The sequence below is a fragment of the Actinoplanes sp. KI2 genome, from assembly GCF_025630775.1.
In the GTDB taxonomy this organism is placed as follows: domain Bacteria; phylum Actinomycetota; class Actinomycetes; order Mycobacteriales; family Micromonosporaceae; genus Actinoplanes.
Genome location: NZ_JAOSZE010000029.1, coordinates 1 through 25,000 on the forward strand (window position 1 = coordinate 1; position 25,000 = coordinate 25,000).

Annotated in this window: 21 protein-coding genes, 1 tRNA gene and 2 pseudogenes; 18 read left to right on the forward strand and 6 right to left on the reverse strand. The window is 71.9% G+C overall.

Features of this window, described 5'->3' with window-relative positions; genetic code table 11:
- Positions 1–186: 186 nt before the first annotated feature.
- From ODJ79_RS28605 to ODJ79_RS28630, 6 genes are all read left to right on the forward strand, one after another.
- Positions 187–396: a hypothetical protein gene (locus ODJ79_RS28605; RefSeq protein ID WP_263026699.1), complete on the forward strand. Its 210-nt coding sequence runs from the start codon at positions 187–189 to the stop codon at positions 394–396.
- Positions 393–587: a hypothetical protein gene (locus ODJ79_RS28610; protein ID WP_263026700.1), complete on the forward strand. Its 195-nt coding sequence runs from the start codon at positions 393–395 to the stop codon at positions 585–587. Before ODJ79_RS28605 ends, ODJ79_RS28610 begins: the two co-directional genes overlap by 4 nt.
- 40 nt (positions 588–627) lie before the next feature.
- Positions 628–1,272, forward strand: a complete 645-nt coding sequence (locus ODJ79_RS28615) for a DUF2637 domain-containing protein (protein ID WP_263026701.1) — start codon at positions 628–630, stop codon at positions 1,270–1,272.
- Positions 1,269–1,586, forward strand: coding sequence for a hypothetical protein (locus ODJ79_RS28620; RefSeq protein ID WP_263026702.1), 318 nt, complete (start codon positions 1,269–1,271; stop codon positions 1,584–1,586). The genes ODJ79_RS28615 and ODJ79_RS28620 overlap by 4 nt, the downstream gene beginning before the upstream one ends.
- Before the next feature lie 155 nt (positions 1,587–1,741).
- On the forward strand, positions 1,742–3,328 hold the full coding sequence (locus ODJ79_RS28625; protein WP_263026703.1) for an FtsK/SpoIIIE domain-containing protein: 1,587 nt from the start codon (positions 1,742–1,744) through the stop codon (positions 3,326–3,328).
- Between the two features lie 287 nt (positions 3,329–3,615).
- On the forward strand, positions 3,616–5,310 hold the full coding sequence (locus tag ODJ79_RS28630; RefSeq protein ID WP_263026704.1) for a recombinase family protein: 1,695 nt from the start codon (positions 3,616–3,618) through the stop codon (positions 5,308–5,310).
- On the opposite strand, the gene ODJ79_RS28635 is transcribed toward ODJ79_RS28630, so the two are convergent.
- Positions 5,275–5,359: transfer RNA gene (locus tag ODJ79_RS28635), tRNA-Leu, on the reverse strand. The genes ODJ79_RS28630 and ODJ79_RS28635 overlap by 36 nt on opposite strands.
- 181 nt (positions 5,360–5,540) lie before the next feature.
- Here ODJ79_RS28635 and ODJ79_RS47220 point away from each other — a divergent pair.
- The 7 genes and pseudogenes from ODJ79_RS47220 to ODJ79_RS28660 form a co-directional block, all read left to right on the forward strand.
- A pseudogene (locus tag ODJ79_RS47220) lies at positions 5,541–5,768 on the forward strand (tetratricopeptide repeat protein); the annotation flags it as partial.
- Between the two features lie 361 nt (positions 5,769–6,129).
- Positions 6,130–6,207 (forward strand): annotated as a pseudogene (locus ODJ79_RS47225) (pentapeptide repeat-containing protein); the annotation flags it as partial.
- Positions 6,208–6,266: 59 nt separating this feature from the next.
- Entirely contained in the window at positions 6,267–6,929 is a 663-nt protein-coding gene (locus ODJ79_RS28640) for a fibronectin type III domain-containing protein (protein ID WP_263026705.1), read from the forward strand.
- A 190-nt stretch (positions 6,930–7,119) separates the two neighbouring features.
- Positions 7,120–9,678: a fibronectin type III domain-containing protein gene (locus ODJ79_RS28645; protein WP_263026706.1), complete on the forward strand. Its 2,559-nt coding sequence runs from the start codon at positions 7,120–7,122 to the stop codon at positions 9,676–9,678.
- Positions 9,679–9,689: 11 nt separating this feature from the next.
- Positions 9,690–10,682: an AAA family ATPase gene (locus ODJ79_RS28650; protein WP_263026707.1), complete on the forward strand. Its 993-nt coding sequence runs from the start codon at positions 9,690–9,692 to the stop codon at positions 10,680–10,682.
- Between the two features lie 389 nt (positions 10,683–11,071).
- Positions 11,072–12,199 (forward strand): DUF58 domain-containing protein, encoded by a 1,128-nt coding sequence (locus tag ODJ79_RS28655; RefSeq protein ID WP_263026815.1) that lies wholly within the window; start codon positions 11,072–11,074, stop codon positions 12,197–12,199.
- Positions 12,200–12,328: 129 nt separating this feature from the next.
- Complete coding sequence (locus ODJ79_RS28660; protein WP_263026708.1) at positions 12,329–14,800, forward strand: DUF3488 and transglutaminase-like domain-containing protein; 2,472 nt, start codon at positions 12,329–12,331, stop codon at positions 14,798–14,800.
- Positions 14,801–15,051: 251 nt separating this feature from the next.
- On the opposite strand, the gene ODJ79_RS28665 is transcribed toward ODJ79_RS28660, so the two are convergent.
- Positions 15,052–16,602 carry an alpha-L-arabinofuranosidase B gene (locus tag ODJ79_RS28665; protein ID WP_263026709.1) on the reverse strand — a complete coding sequence of 517 codons (1,551 nt, stop codon included), beginning with the start codon at positions 16,600–16,602 and terminating at the stop codon, positions 15,052–15,054.
- A gap of 167 nt (positions 16,603–16,769) precedes the next feature.
- Positions 16,770–17,654: an aldo/keto reductase gene (locus tag ODJ79_RS28670; RefSeq protein WP_263026710.1), complete on the reverse strand. Its 885-nt coding sequence runs from the start codon at positions 17,652–17,654 to the stop codon at positions 16,770–16,772.
- A gap of 67 nt (positions 17,655–17,721) precedes the next feature.
- Here ODJ79_RS28670 and ODJ79_RS28675 point away from each other — a divergent pair, with 67 nt between their 5' ends.
- Entirely contained in the window at positions 17,722–18,069 is a 348-nt protein-coding gene (locus tag ODJ79_RS28675; protein WP_263026711.1) for a DUF190 domain-containing protein, read from the forward strand.
- Positions 18,070–18,071: 2 nt separating this feature from the next.
- Here the strand turns inward: ODJ79_RS28675 and ODJ79_RS28680 are convergent, their stop codons facing one another.
- Positions 18,072–18,569 (reverse strand): pyridoxamine 5'-phosphate oxidase family protein, encoded by a 498-nt coding sequence (locus ODJ79_RS28680; protein ID WP_263026712.1) that lies wholly within the window; start codon positions 18,567–18,569, stop codon positions 18,072–18,074.
- A gap of 109 nt (positions 18,570–18,678) precedes the next feature.
- Positions 18,679–19,221 (reverse strand): TetR/AcrR family transcriptional regulator, encoded by a 543-nt coding sequence (locus tag ODJ79_RS28685; protein ID WP_263026713.1) that lies wholly within the window; start codon positions 19,219–19,221, stop codon positions 18,679–18,681.
- A 93-nt stretch (positions 19,222–19,314) separates the two neighbouring features.
- Between ODJ79_RS28685 and ODJ79_RS28690 the strand changes: the two genes are divergently transcribed.
- From ODJ79_RS28690 to ODJ79_RS28705, 4 genes are all read left to right on the forward strand, one after another.
- Positions 19,315–20,136, forward strand: a complete 822-nt coding sequence (locus ODJ79_RS28690) for an MFS transporter (protein WP_263026714.1) — start codon at positions 19,315–19,317, stop codon at positions 20,134–20,136.
- A 13-nt stretch (positions 20,137–20,149) separates the two neighbouring features.
- Entirely contained in the window at positions 20,150–20,881 is a 732-nt protein-coding gene (locus tag ODJ79_RS28695) for a class I SAM-dependent methyltransferase (RefSeq protein ID WP_263026715.1), read from the forward strand.
- A 67-nt stretch (positions 20,882–20,948) separates the two neighbouring features.
- Entirely contained in the window at positions 20,949–21,860 is a 912-nt protein-coding gene (locus ODJ79_RS28700; protein ID WP_263026716.1) for a DMT family transporter, read from the forward strand.
- Between the two features lie 34 nt (positions 21,861–21,894).
- The gene (locus ODJ79_RS28705) at positions 21,895–23,217 is read left to right on the forward strand and encodes a neutral zinc metallopeptidase (protein ID WP_263026717.1); all 1,323 of its coding nucleotides are present in this window, start codon (positions 21,895–21,897) and stop codon (positions 23,215–23,217) included.
- 7 nt (positions 23,218–23,224) lie between these two features.
- On the opposite strand, the gene ODJ79_RS28710 is transcribed toward ODJ79_RS28705, so the two are convergent.
- A complete protein-coding gene (locus ODJ79_RS28710; RefSeq protein WP_263026718.1) occupies positions 23,225–24,910 on the reverse strand; it encodes a SulP family inorganic anion transporter in 1,686 nt (561 codons plus the stop codon).
- Positions 24,911–25,000: the final 90 nt, after the last annotated feature.

Here is a 25,000-nt window from a genome sequence, read left to right on the forward strand (position 1 = left end):
TCCAACATCGCAGTGCGTAGTCGCTCGTTCGGCATCGTCTTCCCGTCAGGACGTCCCGGCAGCCTGACCAACATAGGCGAGACGTCTCCGACACGTCCAGCCATGACCTGATCACGTCCCGTCCTCAAACCCCACTCTCGATGGCGTCGATGCGGCTTGCATCGCCAAACCCGAGAGGAGCACACGATGGACCCCCAGCACTTCACCCACGAGAAGCCGACCTGCATCTGCGGAGCGCAGCTCGGGCCGAGCCACTCGACCCTGTGTCGCAAGTGCGTCGCCCGGATCCGCTGGAACCGCCGGCACCTGGCGCGCGGCGGTCACGGCGGCGCTGACAAGGGCATCCGTACCCGCCGGGCGCGACGCGCTCACCGCCGCGACGGCGGTGACGCATGACGCTCTCGATCTCCGCCGTCGTCCTGCTCGGCGTCTTCGTCTTCTTGCTGTGGCGATATGCCCGGCTGCCGCTGTGGCAGGCAGCCATCTGCGCGGCCTTCGGGTATTACCTCGCCTCGGCGTCGATCGGCCCGGAGATTGGCAACGGGCTGCACGCCTTGGCGCGGTTCGTTGCCGGATTGGACCTCTGACGTGAGCGACCCAGTGACCGCCGGCAGGCGGGACTGGTGGGTGGTCGTCGGCATGACCGTTGCTGCGATCTCCGCCGCGGTGGCCAGCTTCGCCGGCCTACGAGGGCTGGCGCTGGTCGCTGGCTGGCCCGATCGGCTCGCCTGGCTGCTACCGATCACCATCGATGCGTACGCGATGACGTCGGCCCGCGTGTGGCTCGCCGGAACGATCGGCAGCAGCCGGGCGCGTCGCTTCGCCCGCGCCAACGCAGTCGGTGCGATCGCCACGAGCATCGTCGGCAACGCCGGCTATCACCTCATCGCCACCGGACTCGTCGCGATCTCCTGGCCGATCGTCGTCCTCGTCGGTGCCGTACCGGCCGCTGTCCTGGGACTTACCGCGCACCTGCACGCGCTCACTACCGTCGCGACACCCGACCACGAGCCGGCGCCTGCCGCTGCAGACCGTCCCGAGCCTCGGACTGAGGTCCGGACCCGGACCGATGTCGACCTCCTCAACGCGGCCCGCGAGGTCGACGCCCGGCATCGAGCCAAGCACGGCGGACGCCCCATCAGCCGAGACGGTCTGCGCGCGGCACTGCGGATCGCCGGACCCAAGGCAACCGAACTGCGGCGACGCCTCGCCGCCGAGAGCACCAAAGCCAACGACAGCACCGACCGAAAGGAGGCATCGCCCCGCTCATGACCAACAAACCGCACATCCCTCGCCCGACCGTCGACCAGGAGGCCGTCCTCGCTCACCTGCACGCCGCCCGACTCAAGCACACGCCGGTCGCCATTTGGACCGCCGTGGACGACATCCCCGTACTGCTTGCCGAGATCGAGCGCCTCGCCCGACTGCTCAGCCGTACCCGATGGGACTTCGCCGACCTGCTCGCCGCAGCCCGCGCCACCGTCGCTGCCGACCACGACGGGGAACCGGAGCCGTTGACATACCTTGGCGACGCGGTAGCCGAGCACCGCTCATGGATTCCGCCCGACGATGGCGAGCTCGCCTAATGAGGGCCTATGGACGCCGGCACCGCCGATGGAGCCGCCGCCACCCGCAACCGCTCCTGCTTGTGCCTGATGAACCGCTCTTCGCCATCGTGGTAGCCGCGATCGGACGCGCGCTGTTTCGGTTCCGGTCGGAACTCGCCCCGATCACCGTTGGCGTGGCATTGGACGTCGCCGCATCCGTGCTGCACCGCACGCATCCCGGCACCTGGCCGTTAGTTGGCGTCGTCACGACTGCCGCTGCTCTGGCAGCCGGGCTGCGCGGAGTGCCGTGGGGCGCCGTCCGCGCCGAGGAGCGCGCGTATGCCGCGGTCGCCACAATAGTTGCTGGAAGCTGGCTTGCCGCCGCCACGGCAATGGGACCTGGCCACGCACCACTCCACGCCATTCTCATCGTGGCGATGGTCGCGCTGGGGGTGCCCTGGTGGACACACCGACGCCGCAGAGCCCACGTCCGCGTGGACCGCGTCATCCACGCCTGGCCTGACCTCGCCGACAGGATCGGGCTCGACGGCTCGCGGATCATGTCGGCCGTCGTGGACACCTGGGGTTGGCGAGCGCGCATGAAGCTGAGCCCGGGGCAGAGTGTCACCGACGTCGTGGCACGGGTACCCGCCATCGAGTCGGCCCTGGGCACGCGGCCCGGCGCGGTCCGCGTTGAGCAGGACCCCGCACACGCCGGCCGCTTCACGATGCGTGTCCTGGCCGTCGACCCGCACGCCGGCGCGATTCCCTGGCCCGGGCCGACGGTCCGATCGCTGGCCGACCCGATCGATCTGGGCGTCTTCGAAGACGCGACCACCGTCCGGGTGCCGCTGCTGCGGCGACACGCGCTCATCGGCGGCACCACCGACTCAGGCAAGAGCGGCGTGCTGAACGTCGTCCTCGGCAACCTCGCCGCCTGCACCGACGTCGTCCTGTGGGGCATCGACCTCAAGGGCGGCATGGAACTACGGCCGTGGGCACCGTGTCTCGCCCGGCTGGCGACGACCCCGGAGGAGGCGACCCGACTGCTCGCCGACGCCGTTGCCGTGCTCGACGCCCGAGCGCAGGCGTCCGGCCGCGACAACACCCGCGTCTGGGAGCCCACGCCGGACGCGCCAGCGCTGGTCATCGTCATCGACGAGTACGCCGAACTCGCGGACACAGCACCGGCCGCCGTCCCGTACGCCGAATCGGTCGCCCGACGCGGCCGGGCCCTCGCGGTCGACCTGCTCGCCGCGACGCAACGCCCGACGCAGAAGGCCATGGGCGGGGGAGCGCTGCGCTCTCAGATGAGCGTCCGGGTCTGCCTGCGCGTCCGGGAGCGTCGCGACGTCGACCTCATCCTGGACAAGGGCATGCTCGCCGCCGGCTGGCACGCCCACACCCTCGACGCACCGGGCAAGTTCTACGTCCTCGCCGATGGCCACAACCAGCCGCGCAGAGCCCGCGCCTACCTCGTCACCGACGAGAACGTGCGAGAGACGGCCGCCCGATACACCGACCACCGACCGGACCTCGACCCGCTGTCCCGGGCCGCGATCGACCATCAGCCGCGCGCCATCGCATCGCCACCGCCGATGGCAATCGACCCGGAACTGGAGCTCTTGACCGCCCTCGATGAGGCACCCGACGAGGGCCTCACGATCCCGCAACTCATCGAAGCGACCGGCATGCGGCGGACGTGGGTGTACGACCGGCTGCAAGCGCTCGCCGCCGCCGGCCGCGCCCGACAGGTCTCTCGCGGACGCTGGCGCGCCTGAACCGATGTCCGCGCGGACGTCCGTCCGCTCGCGCGGGTCTGCGCATATCAGCGCGCGGACGGACGACGGACGGACGACCGGCGGATCCATGTCACCAACCAGAAAGGAGGCCCAACGATCACCACACAAGACCCCACCGATGAGAGGAGAAATCGCAGCATACGAACGTGCAAGACGTCCGAAATTGAGAACGGGCAGCTCAAGACGTCCCTAGAAGTCCCGATCTCCGATGCCGCCGCCGATGCGCTGTGGCGCATCATCGACCGTGCCCGGAAGACTCGACAGACATGAGGTTCGCCTTTTACGGACGCGTGTCGACCGAGGACCAGCAAGACCCGCAGGCATCGAAAGCCTGGCAGCTCTCCCGCGCTCGCAGTTTGATCGAGCCGGCCGGTGGTGAGATCGTCGCCGAGTTCTTCGACATCGGGCAGTCTCGCTCGCTGCCGTGGAAGCGGCGCCCCGAAGCCCTGCGCCTACTGGACACGATTAAGAGCGCCGGCCGCGACTTCGACGCCGTCGTGATCGGCGAGCCGCAGCGTGCGTTCTACGGCAGCCAGTTCGGCATGACGTTCCCCGTCTTCGTGCACTACGGCGTCGGCCTGTGGGTGCCCGAGATTGGCGGGGCGATCGATCCTGGCTCGGACGCCCACGATCTCGTGATGGCGCTCTACGGCGGCATGAGCAAGGGGGAGCGCAACCGCATCAAGGTCCGCGTCCGGTCGGCGATGAAGGCGCAAACCGAGTTGGAGGGCCGGTTCCTCGGCGGCCGGCCGCCATACGGCTACCGGCTCGCCGACGCTGGCCCGCACCCGAACCCCGGCAAGGCGGCCGAAGGCAGGCGACTCCACCGGCTCGAACCCGACCCCGTCACGGCACCGGTGGTGGAGCGGATCTTCAGCGAGTACGTCGCGGGTAGGGGCATGACGTCGATCGCCCGCGGACTCACCCAGGACGGCATTGCGTGCCCGTCGGCCTACGACCGGGCGCGCAACCCGCACCGACGCACGCAGGTCTGGGAGACGACGGCGGTCCGCGCGATCTTGCAGAACCCGCGCTACACCGGTCGGCAGGTCTGGAACCGGGCGCGCACCGATGAAGTCCTGATCGATGTCGATGACGTCGCGCTCGGCCACGAGAACCGGCACCGCTGGAACGACCCGAGCCAGTGGGTCTGGTCGCGCGCCGAGTCACATACGCCGCTGATCAGTACCGACCTCTACGAGCGCGCCCAGCAGACGGTCAAGAAGCGCGGCACCAACAGCGACGCGGGCAAGGCGCCCCGTCACACCAGCCGGCCGTACCTGTTCCGTGGCCTGATCACCTGCGGCCTGTGCGACCGCAAGATGGTCGGCAACCCCAACCACGGACGCCTCTACTACCGCTGCACCGCAAGCCGCGACTTCGTCCGCCAGCGTCAGATCAGCCATCCGCCCGTGCTCTACCTGCGCGAGGACGCGATCATCCGCCCGGTCGACGAGTTCCTGCGAGACGAACTGACGGGGCCGAATCTGGCCGACAACCTTCGCCGCGTGGCGGAAGCGCAACACCGTGCCGCACTCGCTGCCTACGGCGACGCCGGCGAGGTCGAAAAGCTGCGCCAGACCATTACTGACGCCGACCGGAAGATCAACGGATACCGGGCGACCCTCGACGCAGGCGGCGACCCGGCACTCATCGCTGGGTGGATCGCCGAGACCACCGCGATCAAGAAGGCCGCTCAGGCCCGGCTCGGCCTCACCGAGGCGCCACCGCAGCGGATGACCGCCGACCAGCTCGACGCCATCGCCGAGGCGTTCAGCGACCTTCTCGGCCTACTCCGCGGTGCCGACCCGCGCGACCGGGCTGAGCTGTACAGCCGGCTCAGGCTGAAGATGATCTACCAACCTGGCCCAGAAACACTGATCGCCGAGGTTGTCACCCCGGCGGATCTTCGTGTCTTTGATATGTGTCCGGAGGGGGACTTGAACCCCCACGCCCGATAAAGGGCACTAGCACCTCAAGCTAGCGCGTCTGCCATTCCGCCACCCGGACCTGCACCGTTCAGCCTACCGACGCCGACCCGGCGTTTCCCACCCGGTATCGGCAGCCCGGCGGGCCGCACAGGAGAGAACTGTACACGGCTCCCCGGCGGGCCTGCAGGGAGGGTGGGTGCATGGACAATCCCGACATATAACCGCCTATGCCTGGCGCAAGGAGAGGGTTCCGGGGCAGCATGGCGGGCGTGTCGCAGCCATCCCCTCTCACTCCGGCCCGGCAGCGGGCTCAGGTGCTCGCTGACTCCGGTGATCTGACCGGTGCCATCGCTCTGCTGGAGCGGGCCGTTGAGCTGGGGAGAATCAACCTGGCTGAGGACGATCCGGACGTTCTGCGGACTTCCTACCTGCTCGGGCAGATGCTCCAGAAGGATGATGACCCGAGCGGGGCGCGGCGGGTGCTCGAGGACGCCTACGCGGCGGGGCTGTGGCGGCTGGGTGACTCCGATGCGCTGATGCTGGAGATCTCGCACGACATCGGGGTCGTCGCGGAGGAGCTGGGCAATCGCCACGAGGCGCGTAGGGCGTTCGGGCGGGTCGCTGAGCTGGGGCCCGCGACGTTGGGTGCGGGGCATTGGGCCGTTGCGCGGGCTCGGGCTTATCTCGGGCAAGAACCAGATGCTTTCGTACGGGCGTCAGACCCGCCCCAGCCGCAGCCGGAGCCGTCCCCGGCTGTCCCCGTGAGCGAGCCCCCGACCGCCCCGGTGCCGATCGCGCCCCCGGTCCAGGCGCAGCCATCCCCGGTGACGTTCCCGGCAAGCGCGCCTCCGGCAAGCGCGCCTCCGGCAAGCGCGACTCCGGCAAGCGCGCCTCCGGCAAGCGCGCCTCCGGCAAGCGCGCCTCCGACAAGCGCGACTCCCACCAGCGCACCCCCGGCAAGCGCGCCCCCGATCCGGCCAACAAGCGTGCCGCCGGCCCACGAGCACCCAGAGGAGCCGACCACCCCGATCCCACCGCACCCCACCCCCTACGAGGAGCCGACCACCACCCTGCCCACCATCGGCACCCAGCTTCAGCCGTTCACCCCGGCCGGCCCACCCCACCGGCCGGCCCCGAATCCACCGCAAACCTGGCACGAACAATGGGGCGGAAACCCGCAAACCCCCGCGCCGCAATGGGTGGTGTCTGCCCCGGCGTACGCGCAAGAACCGCCCGCCAAACGCTCGCTGGGCATATTCGCGGCGATCGCCGCGGTGCTCGCGGCCGTGATCGCGGTCTCGGCGCTGGTCTTCGTGCTCGCCAATCGGGCAGGTGACGAATCCGACTCGGATGTGCCAACTCTGGGCGGCAAGCCGCCGACCGGGGTGGCGCTGACCGACCAGGGTTCCCGCATCCGGCTGGCCTGGACCGACCCGGCCGGCGGCAGTGTCTCCTTCCTGGTCGCGATGGCTCACCCGGGGGAGCAGCTGAAACCGGTAAGTACGCTCGGACCAGGCACGACGTCGTTCGAGATCAGTGCGCTGAACCCGAATCTGAACTACTGCTTCGCGGTGGTCGCCGTCTATCGGAACAACAAGTTCGCGACCTCGGAGCAGGCCTGCACCAACCGGCCGGGGTCGGGCAAGTAATGGATCACGCTCGGCGACCGGCGTTGTCCACACCCGTGACTTACGGGTATCGACGCCTCCCTCGATCCCCCTATGATGGCCTCCGTCCTTGCGGAGGGGGTCCGTCAAAGGGAGAGGGTTTGCGGTTGTGACCAGCGCAGACAGCGAAGCGTCACGTCCGAGGTGGCGCAGTCGCGGCTACCTCGTCACGATGGGGACCGTCCTCGCGCTCGCGGGTGGGCTGGGGCTCACCGCGTTCGGGCTCGGCTCGGCCGATCAGGCGGTGGCCAGCTTCGACTCGGCGTCGTGGGTGTTCAGCCGGTCCAAGAGCGAGGTCGCCCGGATCAACGGGGTGACCGCCAAGGTCGACACCCGGGTGAACGTGCCGGACGCGCGCGGGCACCAGCTCGAGATCAGCCAAACCGACCGGTTCGTGATCCTGCGGGACGTGACCACCGGGCGGATCGGGTCGATGGACCTCACCACGCTCAAGCAGTTCTGGAGCGACTCCAGCGCGAGCCCGGGCCTCGGCGTGCGGGTGGCCCTGGAGGACGACTCCGCCTTCGTGGTCGACACCGTGCAGGGCAAGGTGCAGCAGCTCGACCCGCGCACGCTCGGCCCGATCGGGCCGGAGCTGCGGTTCCCGCCGGGCATCACCGGCGGCGTCTTCGACGGCAAGGGGCGGCTGTGGGTTGCCGCGCCGAGCGAGGGCACGGTCACCGCGATCACTCCCGCGCCGCTGTTGTCGGCGGGCTCCTCCGACCAGGCCGGGCCGCGGGTCGTGCACACCGAAGCCGTCGCCGCCGCCAGCCACGACCTCGCGCTCACCACGCTGAACGACGGCGTCGCCGTGCTCGACCGGACGACGAACGCGCTGTCGACGATCCACGGCGACACCAAGGCGACCAGCGTGACGCTGCCACTGGCCGGTCCGGGCACGATGCCGGCGCACACCGACGGGCGCTCGGTGCCGGTCACGGTGACCGACTCGCGGCACGTCTACGTGGTCGGCGACCAGGGCATGCGTACCGACTTCGCGGTCCCCGGCAGCGGCACCGACCTGCAGGCGGCCGTCGCCTGGCAGGGCTTCTTCTACGTCGCCGACTCGGCGAACCAGGCGATCCACGTCTTCGACTCGGCCGGCAAGGCGCAGAAGGACATCCCGTTCGCCAAGCCGGGCGGGCCGCTGGAGCTCGACGTCCGCGAGGGCTACCTGTTCATCAACGCGCCCGGCTCGTCGACGGCCCGGGTGGTCGACGACGCGCATCAGGTGCGCACCGTCGACAAGTACGCCGACGACGTGCTCGGCGGCACCCCGCCGAAGACACCGCCGGAGCAGACGCCGCCCCCGCCGAAGCCGAAGAAGCCGGCGGTGGGCAAGCCGGGCGCGCCGCGCAACGTGCGGGCCGCGGCCGGCAATGCCGAGGCCCGGGTGACCTGGCAGGCGGCGGCCGCCAACGGTGCGGCCATCACGCGCTACGTGGTGCAGGGCGCGGGCAAGACCTTCCAGGTCGGCGCCGACCAGCGATCGGTCACCGTGCCCGGCCTGACAAACGGCGAGACCTACCAGTTCACCGTGTACGCCGTGAACTCCAAGGGCGACGGCCCGGCCCGCACCAGCAACAGTGTGCGGCCGACCGCCGAGGTGCCGGACCCGCCGACCGCGGTCACCGCCGAGGCGAAACCGGACGGCACGGTCGCGGTGACCTGGCCCGCGGCGAACGGGCAGGGGCTGGCGATCCAGCGGTACACGGTGACGGCGATCTCCGAGGGCGGCAGCGCCCCGATCGGCGACGCCACCGGCACCTCGCTGACCATTCCGGCCGGGCAGCTCGAGTACGGTAAGCAGTACGCGTTCACGGTCGTCGCGGTCAACGAGCGGGGCGCCGGGTCGAAGGCGTCGCCGGTCAGCCCGAGCGTCGTGCCGTACACGACGCCGGGCAAGCCGGAGAACGTCGAGGCGGCCACCGTCGGCGACCAGGCCGGCGCGATCAGGGTCGGCTGGCAGGCGCCGGCCGACAACGGGCGGGCGATCACCAAGTACGTGGTGACGGCCGGCGGCAAGTCCACCGACGTCACCGACGGCACCGGGGTGACGCTGACCGGCTTCGACGACGGCGCGACCCTCGCGGTCGAGGTGCGCGCGGTCAACGACGCCGGTCCGGGCAACCCGGGCACCGCCACGGCCAAGACCCTCTCGGCGCCCCGGGTGACGATCACCGGGGTGAACCCGGCCACCACCTCGGCGACCGTGTCGTTCACCGTGGACGCGGGCGGCGGCACGGCCACCTGCTCGGTGGCCGCCTCCGGCGCCGGGTCGAAATCGGGCAACTGCGGCTCGCTGACCGTCGACAAGCTGACCGCGAGTACGGCGTACACCTTCACCGTGACGGCCAAGAACGCGGCCGGCACCGCCACCGCCACGAGCAAGAGCACGACCGATGAACTGTGGGGGACGGCGACCTGCCACGACGGGCAGAACGGTGACACCGCCACCTACTGCGACGCCGACGTCGACGGGCGGAACGGCAACGAGATCTTCAGCATCACCCAGCAGGTGGACAGCAAGCAGGTCGGCTGGGCCAAGCCGGGGACCAAGCTGGCGGCGATCTGCAAGGAGTCCGGCAAAGAGGTGTACGCGTACATCTACAACAGCGACAAGCGGAGCACCTGGTGGGTCCGGGTCAAGTACAAGGGTGAGAACTACATCCCATGGGCGTGGCTGAACCTCGACGACGGTGACAACATCAACGACCTTCCGACCTGCTGAGGACCACGCCCGTGCGCACCGAACCACTACCGCCCCGGCACATCGAGGGCTTCGCCCAGGTCGCGGAGCAGCTCGCCGACCGGATCGGCTCGGTCGTGCTGGGCAAGCCGGAGGTGGTGCGCCTCGCGCTCACCGCGCTGTTCGCGCAGGGGCACGTCCTGCTCGAGGACGTGCCCGGCGTGGGCAAGACGACCCTCGCCCGCGCGCTTGCCGCGTCCATCCAGGGCCAGTGGCGGCGCATCCAGTTCACCCCCGACCTGCTGCCCTCGGACGTGTCCGGGGTGACCATCTTCAACCAGGCGAGCCGCGGCTTCGAGTTCCACCCCGGCCCGGTCTTCGCCAACATCGTGATCGCCGACGAGATCAACCGCGCCTCGCCGAAGACCCAGTCGGCGCTGCTGGAGGTGATGGAGGAGCGGCGGGTCACCGTCGACGGCGTGCCGCACCCGGTGCCGCAGCCGTTCCTGGTGGTGGCCACCCAGAACCCGGTCGAGATGGACGGCACGTACCGGCTGCCCGAGGCGCAGCTCGACCGGTTCCTGGTGAAGCTGTCGGTCGGCTACCCGAGCGAGGAGGTGGAGATCGAGGTGCTGCGCGGGGCCGCGATGCGCTCGCCGGACACGCTCGAGCCGATCACCGACACCGCGACGGTGGGCGAGATGGTGCGGATGGCCATGCACGTGCACATCGCCGACCCCCTCTACGGGTACGCGGTGCGCCTGGCCGCCGCCACCCGCAACCATCCACAGGTACGCGTCGGGGTCAGCCCCCGCGGGGTGATCGCGCTGACCCGGGCGGCCTGCGCGTTCGCCCTGATCCACGGCCGCGGGTACGTTCTGCCGGAAGACCTGAAAGCACTGATCGAGCCGGTCTTCGCGCACCGGGTGCTGCTGTCGGCCGACGCGCAGCTGCGTGGGGTCACGGCGGCCGAGGTGCTCGACGACGCGATCCGGTCGGTCCCGGTGCCGCTGCCGGACGGCCAGCGCGTCCCGGCCGGGGCGTGACCTCGTTCGACGGCGCGCCCGACCGGGCCGCCGCACCACCACCCGGCGCGCGCGACCGGGCTGGCGCACCACCAGCCGGCGCGCGCGACCGAGCCGCCGCGCCACCCGGCACGCCCGCCGACGCTGCCGGACCCGCCGGTTCACCGCCCGGCGACAACGGCGGGCGCGCACGTTCGTCACCCGAGGTGCCCTCGGCTGCGTCGCCGGGTGCACCTGCCGAGCCGCCGCTGCCGGACGGCAGCGCTCCGCCGCCCGGCAGCGGCCCGGCTCCCGTTCGCGCGACTCGACCGGGCGGGGCAGGCCCGCGGATCGACGCCGCGCGGCCGGGGCGTGGCGCGGTCGGGCGTGGCTCAGTCGGGCGTGGCCTGGTCGGGCGTGGACTCGGCGGGATCACCGCCCGTGGGCTGGGGTTGCTGGTCGGCTCGGTGGTGCTGCTCGGTGCCGGGTTCCGGTTCGGGTATCCGGATCTGGCGCTGCTCGGGGCGGTGGCGGCGGTCGCGTTCGGGTGCGGGGTGGTCTTCGCCCTGTGGCGGCCCCGGCTCGGCGTCGATCGGGTGGCCGATCCCGATCGCGTCGCGCGCGGCGAGCCGGCCCGGATGACGCTCACCGTGCACAACACCAGCAGGCTGCGGGCGGCCAACCTGATCGCGACCGACCGCTGCGGCGGGGCGGGCGTCCCGGTTCCGCTGCTGCGCCTGCGGCCGGGGCGGGACACCACCGTGGACTATCCGGTGCCGACCAGCCGCCGCGGCGTCGTGCCGATCGGGCCGTTGCGGGTCACCCGCGGCGATCCGCTTGCGCTGATCACGCTTTCCCGCACGTACGGTGGGACCGCCTCGGTCTGGGTGCACCCGCGCATCCATCTGCTGCGCGCGGTGCCGGCCGGGATCTCCCGCAGTCTCGACGGGCGCATCGACAAGGTGCCGCACGGGACGATCACGTTCGACTCGTTGCGCGAGTACGTGGTCGGCGACGAGCTGCGACGGGTCCATTGGCGCAGCTCGGCCAAGGTGGGCGAGCTGATGGTGCGGGAACAGCTGGACACGTCCGAGCCGACGATCGTGGTGCTGCTCGACGACCGGGCGGTCGCCCACCCGCAGCTGCGAGACGGGGTGGCCGAGTCGTTCGAGGCGGCGTGCGAGGCGGCGGCGTCGATCGTGGCGGCGGCGGTGCGCGAGGACCTGCCGGTCGGCCTGCACCTGGTGACGACGGTGGCGACCGGGCCCTATCTGGACGTGTTGACCGAGGCGACCCTGCGCGAGGGCGACCTCGCGGCGACGCTGCGGCGGTTGCGGGCGCAGCGGCTCGGCGACACGCTCGTCTTTCTCACCGGGCCGGGCGGGCGCGCCGAGCTCGGGGCGGTCAGCGGGTTGCGGGGGCCGTACTCGGTGGTGCTGGCCGGCCTGTTCGGGGACCGCGACGCGGCGCCGATCTCGGCCGGCGACGGCCTCATCGTGATCGAGGCAGAGACCGGCACGGAGTTCGCGGCGGCCTGGGACGGGGTGCGCGGATGGTGACACGGGCGCGCGTGGGGTCCGCGACGGGTAACACGGACGCGATCCGCGGGCGGGTGCGCGGATGGTGACGCAGATGCGCATGGGCTCCGCCGCGGGTAATGCGGACGCGATCCGCGGGCGGGTGCGCGGATGGTGACGGCGGCACCCGAGGTCTCCGGGCCGGCGGCGGCGCCGGACCGGACGGTCACGGCGAAGGGCAGGCCGGCGGCGGGTGCGCGGCGGGCCGGATGGGTGCGGGCGCTCGTCGTCGGCGCCGCGCTGGCCGGGATGATTTCGCTGGCCGGGGTTGTGCTCGGGAGCATCTATGCGGGCTCGCTGCTCGTCCGGCTGGTGATCGGGGCCGCGGCCGGGTCGGTGGGGCTGGGCGTGGCGGCGAGACGGCTGCCCAACTGGATGGTCGCTCCGCTGTCGGCGGTGCTGCTCGCTGCGTACACCATCTTCTGTTTGTGGGTGACGGCCGGGCGTGCGGACGTGGCTGGGCCCTTCCCGCAGATCGCCCGGGATTCGCTGGTGAATGGGATTCCGCGGCTGCTCACGGCGATGATCCCGGTGGAGCCGGGTCCGGACACGGTGGTGGTGCCGGTGATCGCGGCCTGGGTCGCGGGGCTCGCCGGGGCCGAGGTCGCGGTGCGGGCCCGGCGGGTGCTGCTCGGGCTGTCGCCGGTGGTGGCCCTCTACGCGGGCGCGCTGTACGTGGTGGGTCCGAACGCCTCGACCGCGGGGTGGGCGACGCTCGCCTTCGCAGGGCTGGCGATCGCGGCGCTGGCGACCAGCGCGCGCCCGGCCGACACCGCAACCGCGGGGCTGTCACGGCGGATACGTGGCCGGTCGATCGCCGGAGCGGGAGCCGGGCTGGCGGCGGTCCTCGCGTTCGGGGCGGCGCTCGGGCCCTGGGTGGGTGGCCAGGTCAGCACCACGCCGGTCGACCCGCGCCGATACGTGCAGCCGCCGCGGGTGGACAGCCTCGACGAGAGCCCGCTCAACCGGATCTCGGGGTGGGCGCTGAGCCCCCAGCAACGGCTTCTCGAGGTCACGCCGGCGACCGGTCTGGGAACGAGCGGCACGCCGGCGACCGGTCCGGGAACGAGCGGTACGCCGGCGACCGGTCTGGGAACGAGCGGTACGCCGGCGACCGGTCCGGGATCGAGCGGCAGGCCGGCGCCCGGTCCGGGATCGAGCGCAAAGACCGTGCGGCTGCGGCTGGCGGTGCTGCCCGACTACGACGGGATCACCTGGCGGGTGGGTGCGACCTACCGCAACGCCGGGCGGGTGCTTCCGGAGCAGCCGAAACTGGCGGACGCGACGACCACCGAGGTGCGTCAGCAGATCACCGTCGACGGGCTGACCGGCCGGCTGTTGCCGGTCCTACCGACGCCCACCCGGGTCACCGGGGCGCGGGTGGCCTTCGACGCGGCGACCGGAACGCTGATCCGGCCCGAGCAGCTGTCGGCCGGGCTGCGCTACGACGTCGTCTCCCAGGTGCAGACGCCCGATCTCAACCTGCTGCCCACCGCGGACGTGCCCGCCGGCGACCCGGTGGCCCGGTTCCTCGCGGTCGGGCCGGACGTGCCCGACCAGATTCAGCGGCTCGCCGACCAGTTGGCCGAGGGCAACGGCGCGGCCTTCGACCGGGCCACGGCGATCCAGGACTTCCTGGCCGAGCACTATCGCAAGGTCGCCGACGCGCCGAGCGGTCACGCGTACCCCAATTTGACGTTCTTTCTGTTCGGCCCCCGCGACCGGGGCGGCCAGCGCGGCACCTCGGAGCAGTTCGCGGCGTCGTTCGCGGTGCTGGCGCGGCTGACCGGGCTGCCGAGCCGGGTGGTGGTCGGCTTCGACGCGCCGGCCGCCGGCGGGGCGGTCACGGCGGGCGACGCGATCGCCTGGCCGGAGGTGCTGTTCGACGGGCTGGGCTGGGTGGCGTTCGACCCGATGCCGAAGAGCAAGAACCCGCGCCCGGTCGAGGAGGACTTCACCCCGAAGCCGACCAAGCCGCCGACGCCGCCGTCGGAGCCGCCCACCTCGGCCGCGCAACCGTCCTCGTCGGCACCGCCGGCCGGGCACGCCGCGGCGCCCGGTGGCGGTTCCGGCACGGCGGTGGTGGCCGGCGGCGCCTCGGGCTCGGTGCTGATCCTGCTGGGCGCGGTGGCGGTCACGCTGGTCACGATGCGCCGTTCGCTGCGCCGCCGGCGGCTGACCGCGGGCACACCGGACGATCGCATCGTCGGTGCCTGGGCCGAGCTGACCGATGCCTTGCGCTTGGCGGGCCGCCCGATGCCGTCGCACCTTGCGGCTTCCGAGGCGGCCGCGTACGCGAAAACGCCCGCCCCGCCGCGGAAAGCCCGTCTCCGCCGCGCGGCGCCCGAGCACCCGTCCACTTCGGACGAGAGCCCGCCGGGACCGCTGCCGCCGCTGGACGACCTGGTCGCGGGGATCAACGCGGTCGGGTTCGCGCCCGGCGCCGCGGACGAGCCCTTAGCGGACCGGGCCGGGCGGCAGGCCGTCGCCTACGCCACCGCGCTGCGGGACCGCCGCTCGTGGTGGCGCCGGATGTGGTGGAGCCTGCACCCGGGGCCGCTGCGATGGCGCCGCAAGTTCTGAGCTGCTCCGGTGGCGCCGCAAGTCGTGAGCCGCTGCGGTGGCGCCGCAAGTCGTGAGCCGCTGCGGTGGCGCCGCAAGCCGTGAGCCGGGCCGTACGTTCAGGGGCGGACGGACATGCCTAGCGGCGTGGCGTCAACCTATCGCAGGCGGGGTGCCGGGCACCGCGACCAGCAGCAAGCCGGCCGCGACCCGCGAGCGCAGAGCCCGCCCGGACCTTGTTCCGTCCGAGCGGGCCCGCGGTCATCCGGTGATCAGGACCAGCCGGTGCCGACCACCCAGCTCACGTCGTCCGACCAGGCGCCTGCCGCGTCGAACGGGTGCACGCCGCCGTTGCTCGCCGCGTACACGATGTTGTTGTAGTGCCGGAGGTCCCGGGTCGGGTAGTTGTACGACCGGAACGTGTTGCCCTGCCCGTTCTTGCCGGTCTGCGGGCAGAACGTGGCGTCCTGCGCGAACAGCGTGCCGCCGTCGTTCGCGTTCAGGTACAGCTGGAACCCGGAGTGCCGCAGGTAGCTGCCGGCCGTGTCCTTCGACTCGAACGAGACGCAGGAGCTGTTGGCGAGACCGGCCCGTACCACGAAGGTCGCCTGGCCCTTGAGGGCCGAGGTGCTGGACGACGTGACCACCTGGGTGTTCACCGTGGTGCCGGAGTGCGCGATGTACCGGGTCGTGCAGCAGGCCGTGGTGGCCCGCAGCGACACCGACGAGCCGACGGTGACCGCGGGGCCGCTGGTCAGCGAGGTGGTGGCGTAGCCGGCCGCGGTCACGTTGGCCTGCACCGAGTTCTCCGTGGCGTCGGACGGGTAGCCGCTGGTCATGACGCCCTCGTAGAAGGTGCCGGCGGACCCGTTGCTGTTGTCGCCGCCGATGCCCAGGATGATCGCGCCCTCCTTGTGCATCGGGTTGTAGCCGGACGTCGTCGACCGCGCGCCGCTGTAGAAGGTGGACAGCGAGCCGGACTGGGCGTTGCCGCCGCGGATCGCCCACAGGTTCGCGGTGCCCTTCACGACGGCCGTGGTGAACCGGTTGCTGATGCTGGGGTTCGCGGAGTTGAGACCGAGGTTCCGGCCGGAGAACAGGCCGTTCTCCAGGTCCGCCATGATCCACGGGCCGTTCCCGGCGCCGTAGCCCCAGACCTTGCTGTTGCCGAAGTAGATGGCCTCCATGTGGCCGTTGCCGGTGTCCTTGCTGTTGGTCTCGGCGTTGCCGTAGTCGAAACAGCAGTCGGCGTTGTAGTGGGAGCCGTCGAGCACGGCGTACATGCCCTCGGCCGCGTCGCCGGTGGCGATCCCGCTGGTGCTGTTGTTGCGGTAGCCGGTGCCGGGGGAGACGAAGACGCCGTACGCCTTGTGCCCGCCGACCGTCACCGGCGCGGCGTCCGCCCCGGCCAGGTTGTCGTAGCCGTTGACGTCGGGCCCGGTGAAGCCGCCGGGCGGGGCCTGGGTGAGGTTGTTCCCGTGCCCGGACTGGTCGTAGATGATCGTGATGAGGCAGGTGGTGCCGGCGCAGAAGGTGTCCTGGCCGGCGGCGTTGGCCACCCCGCCGGCGCTCAGCGGGGCGATGTTCAGCGTCGCGCCGTCCGAGGCGCGCTTCACCTGGTACAGCGGGCCGGTGTACGCGGCGTACAGCGCGCGGGTGGTGCTGTGCGCGGCGACGCAGGGGGTGCCGCCGGCGGCGTAGATGTCACAGGGCTGGGAGGTGGCGGCCTGCGAGACGCCGGCGTTGACGAGCACGCCGGCGACGATGGCGGCCGCGGTGGCGACGCCGACGGCGGCGCCCCGGACGAGCCGTGATGGTGCCATGGGGGACCTCTTCCGTTGCGGGGATGCGGCGAGGGGGGAGCCTGCAGCGGAAAGCTATGGATCAACACCCGGGCGTGTGAACGTTAACATAGCGGACGCTCCCAGGAGACGCAATGGCAATCTTCGATCGCCTGCGCCGCCTCCTGGGAGCGCTCACAGTCAGATCGTCAGTCCTCGGGGATGACCCGATCGAAGACGTCGCGCGGGGTGTCCGGGTCGGGGCCGTTGCGCACGCCGGTGTCCAGGGCGTCGATCCGGGCCATCTCGCCGTCGGTCAGCTCGAAGTCGAAGACCGCGAAGTTCTCGGCGATCCGGTCCGGGTTGGTCGACTTCGGGATCGCCGAGCGGCCGTGCTGCAGCTGCCAGCGCAGCATGACCTGGGCCGGCGACCTGCCGTGCCCGGCCGCGATCGCGCCGATCACCGGATCCTGAAGGACGCTGCGGCGCTGCTCGCCCCAGCCGGGATAGAACGTGATGCCGCCGATCGGCGACCACGCCTGGGTGAGTATGCCGTGCTCGGCGTCGGCCTTCTGCACGTCCGGCTGGCTGAAGTACGGATGCAGCTCGATCTGGTTCACCGCCGGTACCACCTCGGTGCGGGCGAGCAACTCGTCCAGGTGCGTACGCATGAAGTTGCTGACGCCGATCGCGCCCACCCGGCCGTCCGCCAGCAGCCGCTCCAGCGCCCGGTAGGCGGCGACGGTGCGCTCGAACCGGTCCGGCGCCGGCTGGTGCAGAATCAGCAGGTCGAGCCGGTCGACGCCGAGCTTGCGGGTGGCCTTCTCGAAGGCATGCAGCGTCTGGTCGTAGCCGAAGTCGCTGACCCACACCTTCGTCTCGAGGAAAACCTCCGCCGGGCTCAGGCCGGCGCGCCGGATGCCCTCGCCGACCTGCCGTTCGTTCCCGTACGCGGCGGCGGTGTCCACGTGCCGGTAGCCGACCTTGAGCGCCGTCTCCACGGCGGCCGCGGTCTCCTCCGGGGGACTCTGGAAGACACCGAAGCCGAGGGCGGGCATCCGGAGGCCATTGTTGAGCACAAGTTCTGGGGTCATGCTTCGACCGTAGGCATGCCGCGGCCCCCGTGCGGGGTACCAGCATTACCTCCCGGAGGAGTGCCTCATGAAGATCGAAGGACCGGCCGCCCGGCTGACCATCTTCCTCGGCGAGGACGACACCTGGCACCACAAGCCGCTCTACCACGAGATCGTCAGCCGCGCCCATCACGCCGGGCTGGCCGGCGCCTCGGTGCTGCGCGGCATCGAGGGGTACGGCGCGAGCTCCCGCATCCACACCAGCCGGCTGCTGTCGCTCTCCGAGGACCTGCCGCTCGCGGTGATCATCGTGGACCAGGAGGACCGGATCCGCGCGTTCCTGCCGCAGCTCGACGAGCTGGTCACCGAGGGCCTGGTCATCCTCGACCCGGTCGAGGTGATCCGCTACGTCGGCCGCCCCACCGCGGCCCGCTGAGCTCAGGCGCGCTGCCGGTCGGCCCGCTGCCGGACCAGCTCCTCGACCGCGGTGGGCAAAGTGGTCTCGAAGTCGATCAGCTTCGCCCAGGTCGGGGTGACGACGATGCGGACCATGCCGTCGTAGAGCGAGCGCACCTCGGCCTCCCACTCCACTCGCTGCTCGGGCGTCATCCGGTAGGTGCCGTTCATCCGCAGGAACTCCTCCGGGATGCCGTCGACGTCGTCCAGCTCGGCCCGCCCGCGGATGAGCAGGATCTTCGGCGGGTGCACCTCGGTGTCGATCGTCAGCGCGACCGCCGGGTTGTGCCGCAGCGAGGGCAGCTTCGGGGAGTTCCTGGTGGTGCAGAGGACGATCGCCGAGCCGTTCCAGGTGAACGCGATCGGGATGCTGCGCGGCGTGCCGTCCTTGGCCACGTACGCCAGGCGGGTCAGGTCGCGGGCCAGCAGCTCCCGGCTGATCGGCCGGCTCAGTACCTCGGTGATCTCGTGCTGTTCCATGTTGTCGCTCCCGTGATTCGGTGTCGTCGAGCCGGCCGTCCGGCCGCTCATACGCCTGGGACGGAGCCGGCCGGCGCTTCTCGACATCCGCGCCCGGAGAAATTTCCGCTCATGCCAGACTTCCGGCGATCATGATGGACAGCAGTCGTTGGGTACGGGCCGCTCCGTCCTCGCCGGCGCCGGACTGTGCGATGCCGTGGATCATCCACAACAGGTCACGGTGATCGAGGTCCGGTCGGGCCGCCCCGGCCCGCTTGGCACGGTCGACCAGGTCGCCGCCCACCTGGTGCAGGTCGCGGTGGCTGACCACGAAGACGTCGCCCTGCTTGCCCAGGGCGTTCACCAGGGCCTCGGCCAGGCCGCGCCGGGTGATCATGTGCGCCAGCAGGAGCCGCATCCACTCGGCCAGGGCCTGTCTCGGGTCGGCGCCGGAGCGCAGCTCGTCGCCGGCCGCGCACAGCCGTTCCACCGCGTCGCGGTAGACCGCCTCCTGCAGGGACTCCCGGGTGGGGAAGTGGCGGTACAGGGTGCCCGGGCCGACGCCGGCCCGCTTGGCGATCTCGTCGAGCGAGGCGCCCGCTCCCTGCTCGCTGAAGACCTCCTGAGCCGCGGCGGTCAGGCGCTCCCGGTTGCGTTGCGCGTCGGCGCGCATCACCTCTCCTTTGACTTAACGGAGACTGTCTCCGTATTCTTCGGCCAGACACGGAGACTGTCTCCGGTTCAGTCTATCGGAACGGGGGGCCGCATGGTTCTGGTGGTGATCGTCGCCGTCCAGCTGATGTTCGGCATCGATGCCGCCGAGTACGGCTGGACGACCGCGCCGGCGGTCGCGCCGACAACCGTCGCGGTGCTCCTGCTCGCCGCGTTCGTCCAGGTGGAGCGAAGAGCCGCCAATCCGGTGCTGCCCATGGCGCTCCTGCGGGACCGCGGGCGGGGCACCGGATACCTGGCGGCCGCGCTCGCCTCCGGGGCGATGTTCGGGACGTTCTTCCTCCTGACCCAGTTCCTGCAGGTCGTGCTGCACCTCGGACCGCTTGCGGCCGGACTGGCACTCGTGCCCCTCATGGGGTCGATGCTCGTCACCGTCCGTCTCGTGCCCCGGCTGCTGGCCCGCGCCCGGGCCAGTGCCGTCGTCCTGGCCGGTGCGACCACGTTCCTGTCCGGCGCGGCGTGGCTGACCACACTGGATTCCGGCGCCACCTACCTGAGCGGCGTTCTCGGCCCGCTCGTGCTGCTGGGCGTCGGCGGCGGCCTGACCTTCGTTCCGCTCTCCAGCTCGATTCTCGGTGCCGTGCCGCAGACGCTGGCCGGTTCCGCGTCCGGCGCGTTGCAGGCCGTGCAGTACAGCGGCACCGCCTTCGGCGTCGCGGTCCTGGTCGCCCAGTTCGGCGCGGCCCGGCGCGGCGGAACCGATTTCGGCGCCGCGATCGGCGATGCGATCGTCGGCGCGCTGGTGCTGGAGGCGCTGGTCCTCGTGCTCGCCGCCGTCCGCCTCCGCTGGGACGGGCGTGCCTCCCCCGAGACGGCGGCCCCAACCCGAATCTTGCTGTCCCGGCGGCAGAACTGATTGGGTCGGCGGCATGGCTCTCATCGCGTACGACGAAGCGGACGCCGCGGCGTTCGGGGCGACCCGTCATCTCGGTGACGAGGCCCTCCGGGCGTGGCGGGAGGCGATCGCCCAGCATGTCGACCTGGGCCCGGGCGCACGGCTGCTCGATCTCGGCAGCGGCACCGGCAGCTGGTCGCGGGCGCTCCGGGGGTGGTGGCCGCGGGCCGAGGTGATCGGGGTGGAGCCGTCCGCGGCGATGCGCGAGCGTGCGGGTCAGCCGCCCGCCCTGCCCGGCAGCGCCGAAGCGATCCCGCTGGACGATGCGAGCGTGGACGCGGTGTGGCTGTCGACGGTGGTGCACCACATCCCCGACCTGGCGGCAGCGGCCCGCGAGGTGCGCCGGGTGCTGAGGCCGGGCGGGCCGGTGCTGATTCGATCCGCGTTCGCCGGCCGGCATGCCGCGATCACGCTGTTCCGGTACTTCCCGGAGGCGATCGCGGTCCTCGACCGCTATCCGAGCGTCGCGGACGTCGAGGGCGCGTTCGCGGCCGCGGGGTTCGCCACCGTGGCCTTGGCACCGGTCCCGCAGGTGACCGCGTCGTCCCTGCGGGACGCGGTCGCCGGCCTGCGGCGCGAGGCGCACACCCCGCTGCAGTTGATCGACGATGACGCGTACGCGGCCGGCCTGCGCCGCATGCGCCAGGCTGCCGAATCCGCGACCGGGCCGGTGGTCGACGCCCTCGATCTGCTCGTGCTGCGCTGACCCGTGGTGCCCGCGGCCGGACGTTATTTCGGTGGCCGCCGAACGGTGGTGCTCCTAGGTTCGAACCGTGAGTGAGCGACAGAGTGCCGGCGCGCTGGCCGCCGCCGGGGTGACCGTGCTGTTCTGGGCGTCCGCGTTCGTGGCCATCCGCAGCGCCGGCGCCTTCTACTCGCCGGGTGCGCTCGCCTTCGGGCGGCTTGCCACCGCGGCGGTGCTGCTGGGGGCGTTCGCCCTGGTGCGCCGGGTCGGCTGGCCCGACCGCCGGGCGTGGCCGGGCATCCTCATCTCCGGCCTGCTCTGGTTCGGCGGCTACATGGTCTTCCTCAACTGGGGCGAGCGGCTGGTCGACGCCGGCACCGCCGCCCTGATCGTGAACGTCGGACCGATCCTGATCGCCCTGCTCAGCACCTGGGTGCTGCACGAGGCGGCGCCCCGCTCGCTGTGGCTCGGCATCGCCGTGTCCTTCGCCGGCACGGCGGTCGTCGGGCTGTCCATGTCCGGCGGCGGGCGGTCGTCGCTGGGCGGGGTGCTGCTGTGTGTGCTCGCGGCCATCACGTACGCGATCGGGGTTGTCGCGCAGAAGCCGGCGCTGAGGTACGGCAGCGCCCTGCAGATCACCACCTTCTCGGCGCTGGTCGCTGCGATCGCCCTGCTGCCGTTCGCCGGCCTGCTCGCGCACGAGGCCGCCGAGGCGCCGCTGTCGGCCACCCTGAACATGCTCTACCTGGGCGTCGGCCCGACCGCGATCGCGTTCACCACCTGGGCGTACGCGCTGGCCCGCACCACTGCCGGCAAGCTCGGCGCCACCACGTACCTGGTCCCGGCCCTGGTTGTGCTGATGTCCTGGCTCATTCTCGGCGAGGTGCCCGGCTGGCTCACCCTGGCCGGCGGCGCCCTGTGCCTGGCGGGCGTGGCCGTGTCCCGCCGCAGACGCGTCCCCGCTCCGCAGACTGCCGATCGGCTCATCTCCACGGGATGAAGAAGCCGCCGTGCGGGGCTGAAAGTGTGAGCGGATGACCGGGCACCGTGCCACGCGCTTGCTGGCCGCCGGAGCGGTCGTGCTGAGCGTCCTCGCCGGGTGCAGTGGTGGCGGCCATGGCTCGCCGTCCGGCACGTCCGGCCCGTCGGCGTCCCTCTCGCCGGCGCAGGTCGTCCAGCTCGCGCTCAAGGACGTCGAGCGGTACTGGACCGCCACCTACCCCACGATCAGCGGCGGCAAGCCGTTCCAGCCGATCCAGGGCGGCTACCACCCGTACACGCAGAGCTCCCCGCCACCGGCCTGCGGCGGCGAGGAGGGCGTCTATCAGCCCAACGCGTTCTACTGCCCGGACGGCGACTTCATCGCCTGGGACGCCGAGCAGCTGATCCCGCAGCTGCAGAGCAAGTTCGGCCGGCTGCTCGTCGTGCTGGTCTTCGCCCACGAGTACGGGCACGCCGTGCAGTACCGGCTGGGCATGACCGATCAGCCCACGGTGGTTCTCGAGCAGCAGGCCGACTGCTACGCCGGTGCCTGGCTCGGCGACGCGAAGGCCGGCCACTCCGGCTCGTTCACCGGCATCACCCCGGCGCAGATCGACAGCGCGCTCGCCGGCCTGCTGCAGCTGCGGGACCAGCCGGGCACCTCCAAGGCGAACGAGGGGGCACACGGCAACGCCTTCGACCGGATCCGGGCGCTGCAGGACGGTGTGGAGAACGGCGCCACCAAGTGCGCCGGCTACAACGAGGGGAACCTGCCGATCACCGAGGTTCCGTTCACCGAGGAGCGGGACGCCGAGAGCGGCGGCAACCTGCCGTACGACCAGGCGGTCGACACCCTCGTCAAGGACGCGGAGGCGTACTGGGCCAAGGCGTATCCGCAGCTGACCGGCCGGCAGTGGAAGCCGCTGACGGTGCGGCCGTTCGATTCGGGCTCGGCGCCGGCCTGCCCGGACCCGGACACGATCGCCGACGGCGCCGCGTTCTACTGCCCGACCGGCGACTTCATCGCCTACGACGACCAGCGGCTGCAGGCGCTGTACGAGGCGTTCGGTGACAATGCCGTCGGGCTGGTCATCGGCGACCTGTACGCGCGGGCCGTCCAGCACCGCCGCGGCCAGTCGACGCAGGGCAGCGCCGGTCAGCTCGCGGTCGACTGCCTGAACGGCTCCTGGACGAACGACCTCCTCCACCGTGATCCGCGGACCGAGACCACCAAGCTCTCGCCGGGCGATCTCGACGAGGCCGTCGCCGCGCTGCTGGCCTTCGGCCGGGGCACCAGCGGATCCGGGGCGTCCGGTTTCGATCGCATCGCCGCCTACCGCAACGGCGTGCTCAACGGGTTGTCCGCCTGCAAGTGAGGCCAGGTCAGCCGGGGGTCGCCAGCCATCGTTGCGCGGCGTGGTAACCCTCGAGACTCGACTCACCGACCACGTCGCTCGCCTCGAAGATCTGGACGCCGTCGACCTTGTCGACCGCCCGGTTGCGGTGCAGCTGACGCAGCACCTTCGGGTCGACGCCGGTGAGGTAGAGCCGGCCTCCCGCGTCGGCCAGCCGGGCGGCGTAGTCGGCCAGGACCGCGAAGGCCGTCGAGCCGAGCATGGCCCGTCCCCGCAGCCGCAGGACCACGACCGGCCGCTCGGCGCCCGCCGGATCGGGCAGCCGGATCTGCAGGGTGCGGGCGCCGGCGTAGAACAGGCTGCCGTACACGTCCAGCAGCACGACCTGGCGTGACTCCAGCCGACCCGGCGCGGGCTGCTCGACGAAGGCGCCGTCGTCGCGCGGGATCAGCCGTACCACCCGCAGGTCTCCCGCCTCCCGGTTGAGCTGCATGAGCAGCGACAGGACCACGCCGATCCCGACCGCGGCGGCCACCGGCAGGAACAGCGTGGCCAGGAAGGTCACCACCACCGCGATCCGCGAGATGGCGCCGGTGCGCAGGATCGCCCGTACGTCGGCGGCCCGGAACGACCGGACCCCGGCGACGATGAGCACCGCGGCCAGGGTCGACAGCACCACCGCGCCGACCAGCCTGGAGAAGAGCAGGAGCAGCGCGGCCATCCACAGGCCGGAGAAGATGGCGGCCCAGCGGTCCGCGGCGCCGGACGAGACGTTCAACGCGGTACGGCCGACCGAGCCGCCGACCGGCTGACCGCGGAACACCCCGGCGAGCAGGTTGCCGACTCCCTGGGCCAGGAAGTCGCGGTTCGGGTCGGTTCGGGTCTTGTCCGGGTTGGGCGCCGACTCGCTGACCCCGGCGCCCTGCACCAGGACGACGGCCGCGACCGCGAACGCCCCGGCGAGCAGGCCGGGGGAGAAGTCGGACAGGTGCGGCAGGGCCGGCGCCGGCAGGCCGCTCGGGATGCCGCCGGCGTCGCCGGCCACCGGGATGGATTCGGCGTTGACCACGGCCACGACGACGCTGGGCACGATCAGTGCGACCAGCGTCGAGTACGCCGCGAACCGGGTGTTCGCGAACGCCACCAGCACCGCGATGGCGGACAGCCCGGCCACCAGCGCGCCGCCGTTCACCCGGCCCGGGTGCAGCAGCAGGTCCCACGCCTTGGCCAGGGCGAACGGGCCGCTCGCGGTGGCGCCCGCGAGATCCGGGAGCTGGCCGAGGACGATGTTGACCGCCACCCCGCAGAGGAATCCGATCATGACGGAGTGCGGCACGAACCGGAGGTAGCGGCCGAGCCGGGCCAGCCCGGCCAGCACCATCAGCACCCCGGCCAGCACGGTCATCAGGAACAGCGCCGATGGGCGATCCGCGGCCGGGACACCGGCCAGCGCCGAGCCGGCGGCGACCGCCGCGGCGCTGGTCGCCGAGATGACCATGAGCCGGGTGCCGGCCGTGAGACCGCCGCCGATCGTGCCGAAGACGCCGGCGTAGAGCCCGTACACCGGGTTCACGCCGGCCAGCACGCTCGCCGCCATCCCGTCGGGCACGCCGCTGATCGCGCCCGACAGGCCGACCACCAGGTCCTTGCGGACGGTGTGCCGGTCGGGCGCGACTCCCCGCAGCCAGCCCTTGGCCCGGTCGGCGATCGCCACGCCTCGATTGTCGGCGGGCTCACCGGGCGGGGGATCATGCGCGGCGGATGAGCCGCGCGGACAGTCTACAGAGCATTGCCGTATCTCCAC

What these genes read in the sequence shown, in the direction of transcription:
- ODJ79_RS28670 (WP_263026710.1), bottom strand. Translation starts at nt 17,654, where the DNA reads ATGACCCCAGAACTTGTGCTCAACAATGGCCTCCGGATGCCCGCCCTC.
- ODJ79_RS28620 (WP_263026702.1), top strand. Translation starts at nt 1,269, where the DNA reads ATGACCAACAAACCGCACATCCCTCGCCCGACCGTCGACCAGGAGGCC.
- ODJ79_RS28695 (WP_263026715.1), top strand. Translation starts at nt 20,150, where the DNA reads ATGGCTCTCATCGCGTACGACGAAGCGGACGCCGCGGCGTTCGGGGCG.
- ODJ79_RS28645 (WP_263026706.1), top strand. Translation starts at nt 7,120, where the DNA reads ATGGGGACCGTCCTCGCGCTCGCGGGTGGGCTGGGGCTCACCGCGTTC.
- ODJ79_RS28680 (WP_263026712.1), bottom strand. Translation starts at nt 18,569, where the DNA reads ATGGAACAGCACGAGATCACCGAGGTACTGAGCCGGCCGATCAGCCGG.
- ODJ79_RS28705 (WP_263026717.1), top strand. Translation starts at nt 21,895, where the DNA reads ATGACCGGGCACCGTGCCACGCGCTTGCTGGCCGCCGGAGCGGTCGTG.
- ODJ79_RS28685 (WP_263026713.1), bottom strand. Translation starts at nt 19,221, where the DNA reads ATGCGCGCCGACGCGCAACGCAACCGGGAGCGCCTGACCGCCGCGGCT.
- ODJ79_RS28605 (WP_263026699.1), top strand. Translation starts at nt 187, where the DNA reads ATGGACCCCCAGCACTTCACCCACGAGAAGCCGACCTGCATCTGCGGA.
- ODJ79_RS28665 (WP_263026709.1), bottom strand. Translation starts at nt 16,602, where the DNA reads ATGGCACCATCACGGCTCGTCCGGGGCGCCGCCGTCGGCGTCGCCACC.
- ODJ79_RS28610 (WP_263026700.1), top strand. Translation starts at nt 393, where the DNA reads ATGACGCTCTCGATCTCCGCCGTCGTCCTGCTCGGCGTCTTCGTCTTC.
- ODJ79_RS28660 (WP_263026708.1), top strand. Translation starts at nt 12,329, where the DNA reads ATGGTGACGGCGGCACCCGAGGTCTCCGGGCCGGCGGCGGCGCCGGAC.
- ODJ79_RS28630 (WP_263026704.1), top strand. Translation starts at nt 3,616, where the DNA reads ATGAGGTTCGCCTTTTACGGACGCGTGTCGACCGAGGACCAGCAAGAC.
- ODJ79_RS28675 (WP_263026711.1), top strand. Translation starts at nt 17,722, where the DNA reads ATGAAGATCGAAGGACCGGCCGCCCGGCTGACCATCTTCCTCGGCGAG.
- ODJ79_RS28690 (WP_263026714.1), top strand. Translation starts at nt 19,315, where the DNA reads ATGGTTCTGGTGGTGATCGTCGCCGTCCAGCTGATGTTCGGCATCGAT.